The following is a 4,166-nucleotide window of genomic DNA, read 5'->3' on the forward strand; positions in this document are numbered from 1 at the left end:
AAGCGAGCAGCGCCTGGTATGCCGCCGAGGTCTCTTTTTTTGCCATCTGATTTGCCACCTGAAAATCCCCCGATGAACGTATCCGTGAGCCGGCCAATGCGTCGACCACGGACCACCCCCTGAATCGTGCCACTGCCAGAAGCGCCGGTGACACGTTGCACCGGGCGCATACCGCGCTGGCACCTTCGCCCATGCCGAGCCGGTGAACATCACCCCCAGCACGCCGTTGAGCACGGCACGCGTATCGGCCACCGGACGCCCGCTGTCCGGCCAGCAGCGGCGCGACACGCGGCCATTGCTCATCGCCCAGATCACGAAACGGTTCCATCGCGCACGCCCTGTTGAATTAAGCGTAACGTACAGAACGGCATCCCGCTGTGGAATAGGACCAGTCGGAAATGTCAAAAACTGTTTTTTCCTGGGCGCGAAGGCGGGGGGCTGGCTGACGCTGGCGAGCGCGTGAGGCGAGACGTTCCGGTTGCGGGCAGCGTCAGGCCTGGCCACGTGTGTCGCGACCACCCGCTCACGGCCGCTGGGGCCGACCGGGAAAAGGGGGGGGGCGAAAAATGAGGGTTGCGCGGTTTCGATCCTGGAAAGGAAATCAGGGGCCGCAGACGCGACATCACCACAAGGGATGATGCTTCCGTTGCAGGAGGTGGGGGTGCCTTCGCAGCGCATCCAGGACCCGGTTGGGGCCAGGGCGGTGCGTTGCGCACGAAGCCCGATCCCTTCAGACGGTCGCCCCTGAGCCGGCCGTACAGGCCGTTCGCTGTCTCACCTGGCCTGCATCAACCCCGCGATGATCACGACCACGGCACGCGGCAGCACGCGCACGAAAGCTCAGTCATAGCTGAGTACGACGGTGAGCGCCCTGCCGGCTGACAGCGGGTCTCCAGATTTCGCGCCCAGCAGCAGCGTCGCGCCGTTGCTCCCCACGTGATAGCGCCCATCGGGCGCCGGCGCAACCACATGACCGCGGCCGTCGGCAAAGCGTGCTGCGGGCATGTCGGGCGCAGCGGCGCCCGACTGCGATGCGGTGGCGCCATTCACCTGCCATGAGACATCCACACCCGGGACCCCGCCTGATGGCACCCTGAACGTGACCGCCACCGTTGAGGCCGAAGCGCCTGCCTGGGTCGTGACGCGCACGGACGATGCCGGCGGGAGGACGACGCTGGACACCTCGAGCGCGGGCGCGACGATCATGCCGGTGAAGTAGATGGTGCCGCCCGTCGCGGCCCCTGCGCTGTGCAGGCCGCAAGACATCGCCGTCATGGCGAGCAGCGTATGGGTGCGCCATCCGGTACCGCGGGCCTTTGCTTTCATTTTGAACTCCTTATGAGGCACCCTGCCCACTGCCAGCCAGCGGGTCCGCGTGCTCAGGCGTGGCAACGACATACATCAGACCAGTCTTAATAATATCTGGTATGCGCCCCCGGCAAAGGGGAACCGGACGGGAAAGGCATCCTGATTTGTACTATGTCGCGATGCTGTCCGTGCGGCAGTATTCTTCTGGGTTCTGGATGAGACGGGTCCGGAAAACGGCGTGCTACCGGGCCGCTGGCCGGCTGACGGTGGATTCGGGCACGGCGAGCGTGCCGCCGTGCCCGCCGATGTCGGTGGCCGTGTTCGAACTGCCCTCGACATGGATCAGCGTACAGGCGGCGGTCGCCAGCACGACCAAGCAGAGCATGACACGCAATACAAAAGACATCATGGGGTTCCGCAGTACGCCCGCTGGCTGGCCATGAGCAGCGTCTGGTCGGTGGCGGCCAGGGTCTGCCCGAACACGATCATGTCGCTGTAGTTCATGGCCGCACAGCGCTCGCCGCTACCGACGGCGGCGGACAGGCACAGCATGGTCGAGCCGCCCGCGCAGACACTCTCCGTTTGGCTGACGCCGTTGAACGTGCAGGCGCTCGTGGACTGGCTGAAGGTTTCGAGCACGACGCCAATGTAACCATTGGCGAGGCCCGTGAAGCCCGACCCTCCGTCCCCGGTGATGTCATAGGGATACATGTCCAGCGTGCTCGCCGAGGATTCGTACAGTTCGGCGTACTGGTCGATGCCGCTGTCCATCACGATCGGATTGCCGTATTGCGGTGTCATGCTGGAAACGCCGATCACCGATGAGCGCGTGAACGGCTGGGCAAACGTGAGAGACGGCGCCTGCGTCGCGGTCTGCATGAACTGGCCGTTTGCGCCACTGGCGCCGCCGTTGGTGGTCATGCACGGCTGCAGGCCGTGCGAGAGCACGTTGAGCTGGCCCGCCGTCACGATGGCCGGCTGCTGGGCCGCGACGGCCTGCACGAGCGGCGCACCGTGACCGGTCTGGTCGTGCCATGTCGCCACGGGGCCGTTGCCGGCCCCGACAAAGGCGAACAATGTGGCGACATCGAGATCACCCGCAGGGGTGAAGCCGATGTCCTGTCTCGCGCTGTCGCTGTCGCGCCGGACATTGATGCACGGCCCCGCATAGCCGCCGGTCAGCCGAGGCAGGTTCCATGCGTCGGCCGGGGCCGCGACGAGCCGGTCCAGCACGCCGATGAAGGCAGGCGGAGTTCCAAGGCCGGCGCTGTAGTGCCGCATCACTTCATCGGCTCTGAGTGCCCAGTCGTAGACCTCGAATGCCCCGATCGTGCCGTCCAGCGCACCGGCGATATTGCTGGCCTGGCCGATCGCCAGCGCCGCATAGATGAGGGGCGGCATCGCGGGCGCGCCGCGCTGGCAACCGGTCAGCAGGCCATTCACCCAGACGCGCAGCGTCTGGGTGGCGCCCGTTTAGACGGCCACGAAGTGCATCAGCTTGACGGCGGGCACGGTGCCGTCAACGCCGAGATTGCCGGGGTTTTTGGTGTAGTACATGAGCGCACCCACGGGGCTCGATGATGCACCGATCGCCCACCCCGTTACGGCCGTGCCCGGATCGCTCGACGCCATGAACGTGCAGCCGTAATTGTTCGGCTGGCTGAACGAGATGAGGTTGGCCCAGCACTCCAGGCTCCAGTCGCCTCCCGCGCAGAACTGCGTGGCGGCGCTGACATCGACATAGCCGCTGCCCGGGCCGCTCAGGCCGAGATACGCCTTCTTCCCGGCGGCCGGCAGCAGCGCGCCGTACGCGAGCGCCACCGGCGCGACATAGGTCCCGTGGCGTGCGTGGCCGCTCGAATCGGTGGCCACCGTGCCGGCCGTTTCGTTCAGTCGCCAGTACGCGTAGGGGTTCGCTGCGAGCACGACCGGCCCATAGGCGAAGCTGCCCGCTGTCATCAGCAGCCGTGTAGAAAGATGGCTCATGAGGCTACTGGTTCTGACCTGCGACAAAACCGCAGTACGTCGCGCCGCCGTCCTGCGTGTAGATCACGAACGTGTCGAGCCTGCCGGCCACGCCTGTCAACGACGGCGCGGCACCCTGCGGCTACCTGATGCCGGACGGTCAGACGATCGATGAACCGGCGCTGCTGATGACGGCCAGCACGAACTCGGCGAGCGTGCCGGTCGCAGGCGGCTTCACGATCGAGACGGCGGTGGCCGCGCCGCCCGCGACGGGCAGGTTGAAGATGATTTCGGGTGCGCCGCTGGCGAGCGGCGTGAGATCGAGCGCAACATTGGCGGCGGGAATCACCGCGCCGACGAGCCCGATGCAGGTCGCGGTGACGACCGTACCTGACGCCGCGATGCGGTTCAGGAAGTAGATGCGGCCGATCGCGTCCTGCCAGCGGCCGGAGGCGACATCGGGATCGACCTGGTTCGCGACTTCGAGAATGTCGCCGTTCGCATCGCCGATGATCGCGGTGAGCGACTGCGCGACCTGCCCCTGCGGCGTGGTTAGCCCCTGATTGACGCCGCCGCCGAACGCCGCGTTGATATCGGCCTGCGCGCCAGCGAGGATCGCCGATTCGGCGGGCAATACCGGCCCCTGATCCGTGAACCGGATCGGCGGGACGTTGGTCTGCACGGCGGTGCTGCGCTCAGAAGCTCACGGACTGTATGTTGCCGGTTGCGTCGGTCAATTTTTCTGCAAACAGGCCGATCAGGTTACGCGCTCGCGCCCTGTTCCTTACCGGTATTCCGGTTGATGGTGTAACCTGAAACGAAGAGCCGTTCCGGCCCGCAAAGGAGGTCGCCATGAGAATGCTGGTCATGCTGACATGCGTCATGCTGTCGTC

Annotated in this window: 7 protein-coding genes; all 7 read right to left on the bottom strand. The window is 66.0% G+C overall.

The features are described from left to right. A partial coding sequence (locus tag KHO33_RS43100; protein WP_407946232.1) for a transposase occupies nt 1-678 on the bottom strand: 678 nt, incomplete at its 3' end. A 162-nt stretch (nt 679-840) separates the two neighbouring features. Then, nucleotides 841-1,326, bottom strand: coding sequence for a hypothetical protein (locus tag KHO33_RS41605; RefSeq protein WP_211629331.1), 486 nt, complete (start codon nt 1,324-1,326; stop codon nt 841-843). A 223-nt stretch (nt 1,327-1,549) separates the two neighbouring features. Continuing rightward, nucleotides 1,550-1,717 (bottom strand): hypothetical protein, encoded by a 168-nt coding sequence (locus tag KHO33_RS41610; RefSeq protein WP_200568549.1) that lies wholly within the window; start codon nt 1,715-1,717, stop codon nt 1,550-1,552. After that, on the bottom strand, nt 1,714-2,751 hold the full coding sequence (locus KHO33_RS41615) for an arabinofuranosidase catalytic domain-containing protein (RefSeq protein ID WP_200568548.1): 1,038 nt from the start codon (nt 2,749-2,751) through the stop codon (nt 1,714-1,716). Before KHO33_RS41615 ends, KHO33_RS41610 begins: the two co-directional genes overlap by 4 nt. A 30-nt stretch (nt 2,752-2,781) precedes the next feature. Next, on the bottom strand, nt 2,782-3,294 hold the full coding sequence (locus KHO33_RS41620) for a hypothetical protein (protein ID WP_200568547.1): 513 nt from the start codon (nt 3,292-3,294) through the stop codon (nt 2,782-2,784). A gap of 139 nt (nt 3,295-3,433) precedes the next feature. After that, the gene (locus KHO33_RS41625; protein ID WP_200568546.1) at nt 3,434-3,955 is read right to left on the bottom strand and encodes a hypothetical protein; all 522 of its coding nucleotides are present in this window, start codon (nt 3,953-3,955) and stop codon (nt 3,434-3,436) included. Between the two features lie 13 nt (nt 3,956-3,968). Then, nucleotides 3,969-4,166: hypothetical protein (locus tag KHO33_RS41630; protein ID WP_211629333.1), on the bottom strand; the 198-nt coding region annotated here is incomplete at its 5' end.

Origin of the sequence: Paraburkholderia nemoris, assembly GCF_905221015.1 — a bacterium.
GTDB lineage: Bacteria > Pseudomonadota > Gammaproteobacteria > Burkholderiales > Burkholderiaceae > Paraburkholderia > Paraburkholderia nemoris.

What these genes read in the sequence shown, in the direction of transcription:
- KHO33_RS41605 (WP_211629331.1), bottom strand. Translation starts at nt 1,326, where the DNA reads ATGAAAGCAAAGGCCCGCGGTACCGGATGGCGCACCCATACGCTGCTC.
- KHO33_RS41610 (WP_200568549.1), bottom strand. Translation starts at nt 1,717, where the DNA reads ATGATGTCTTTTGTATTGCGTGTCATGCTCTGCTTGGTCGTGCTGGCG.
- KHO33_RS41620 (WP_200568547.1), bottom strand. Translation starts at nt 3,294, where the DNA reads ATGAGCCATCTTTCTACACGGCTGCTGATGACAGCGGGCAGCTTCGCC.